Origin of the sequence: Staphylococcus sp. GDY8P47P (assembly GCF_016892225.1) — a bacterium.
GTDB lineage: Bacteria > Bacillota > Bacilli > Staphylococcales > Staphylococcaceae > Staphylococcus > Staphylococcus borealis.
In genome coordinates, this window is the sequence record NZ_JAFENV010000063.1 from 1 (window position 1) to 1957 (window position 1957).

Genomic DNA, 1957 nt, shown 5'->3' on the forward strand with positions numbered 1-1957 from the left:
AGGAGTCTGGACTTGACTGAGTTTATGGAAGAAGTTTTAATTGATGATAATATGGTTTTTGATATTGATAATTTAAAAGGATTTCTTAATGATACCAGTTCATTTGGGTTTATAGCTAAAGAAAATAATAAAATTATAGGATTTGCATATTGCTATACACTTTTAAGACCTGATGGAAAAACAATGTTTTATTTACACTCAATAGGAATGTTACCTAACTATCAAGACAAAGGTTATGGTTCAAAATTATTATCTTTTATTAAGGAATATTCTAAAGAGATTGGTTGTTCTGAAATGTTTTTAATAACTGATAAAGGTAATCCTAGAGCTTGCCATGTATATGAAAAATTAGGTGGTAAAAATGATTATAAAGATGAAATAGTATATGTATATGATTATGAAAAAGGTGATAAATAAATGAATATAGTTGAAAATGAAATATGTATAAGAACTTTAATAGATGATGATTTTCCTTTGATGTTAAAATGGTTAACTGATGAAAGAGTATTAGAATTTTATGGTGGTAGAGATAAAAAATATACATTAGAATCATTAAAAAAACATTATACAGAGCCTTGGGAAGATGAAGTTTTTAGAGTAATTATTGAATATAACAATGTTCCTATTGGATATGGACAAATATATAAAATGTATGATGAGTTATATACTGATTATCATTATCCAAAAACTGATGAGATAGTCTATGGTATGGATCAATTTATAGGAGAGCCAAATTATTGGAGTAAAGGAATTGGTACAAGATATATTAAATTGATTTTTGAATTTTTGAAAAAAGAAAGAAATGCTAATGCAGTTATTTTAGACCCTCATAAAAATAATCCAAGAGCAATAAGGGCATACCAAAAATCTGGTTTTAGAATTATTGAAGATTTGCCAGAACATGAATTACACGAGGGCAAAAAAGAAGATTGTTATTTAATGGAATATAGATATGATGATAATGCCACAAATGTTAAGGCAATGAAATATTTAATTGAGCATTACTTTGATAATTTCAAAGTAGATAGTATTGAAATAATCGGTAGTGGTTATGATAGTGTGGCATATTTAGTTAATAATGAATACATTTTTAAAACAAAATTTAGTACTAATAAGAAAAAAGGTTATGCAAAAGAAAAAGCAATATATAATTTTTTAAATACAAATTTAGAAACTAATGTAAAAATTCCTAATATTGAATATTCGTATATTAGTGATGAATTATCTATACTAGGTTATAAAGAAATTAAAGGAACTTTTTTAACACCAGAAATTTATTCTACTATGTCAGAAGAAGAACAAAATTTGTTAAAACGAGATATTGCCAGTTTTTTAAGACAAATGCACGGTTTAGATTATACAGATATTAGTGAATGTACTATTGATAATAAACAAAATGTATTAGAAGAGTATATATTGTTGCGTGAAACTATTTATAATGATTTAACTGATATAGAAAAAGATTATATAGAAAGTTTTATGGAAAGACTAAATGCAACAACAGTTTTTGAGGGTAAAAAGTGTTTATGCCATAATGATTTTAGTTGTAATCATCTATTGTTAGATGGCAATAATAGATTAACTGGAATAATTGATTTTGGAGATTCTGGAATTATAGATGAATATTGTGATTTTATATACTTACTTGAAGATAGTGAAGAAGAAATAGGAACAAATTTTGGAGAAGATATATTAAGAATGTATGGAAATATAGATATTGAGAAAGCAAAAGAATATCAAGATATAGTTGAAGAATATTATCCTATTGAAACTATTGTTTATGGAATTAAAAATATTAAACAGGAATTTATCGAAAATGGTAGAAAAGAAATTTATAAAAGGACTTATAAAGATTGATTATATAATATATGAAAAGCTATTATAAAAGACATTAGTATTAAATAGTTTAAAAAAATGAAAAATAATAAAGGAAGTGAGTCAAGTCCAGACTCCTGTG

General features: G+C 24.8%; 2 protein-coding genes. Both read left to right on the forward strand.

Annotation, left to right across the window (positions count from 1 at the left end; all coding sequences use genetic code 11):
* A partial coding sequence (locus JVV30_RS13070) for a GNAT family N-acetyltransferase (protein WP_044435618.1) occupies positions 1-417 on the forward strand: 417 nt, incomplete at its 5' end.
* Positions 418-1857 carry a bifunctional aminoglycoside N-acetyltransferase AAC(6')-Ie/aminoglycoside O-phosphotransferase APH(2'')-Ia gene (locus JVV30_RS13075; RefSeq protein ID WP_001028144.1) on the forward strand — a complete coding sequence of 480 codons (1440 nt, stop codon included), beginning with the start codon at positions 418-420 and terminating at the stop codon, positions 1855-1857. It begins immediately after the preceding gene.
* Positions 1858-1957: the final 100 nt, after the last annotated feature.

Bases quoted from the DNA above. Each gene is read 5' to 3' on its own strand.
- JVV30_RS13075 (WP_001028144.1), top strand. From the start codon at position 418: ATGAATATAGTTGAAAATGAAATATGTATAAGAACTTTAATAGATGAT.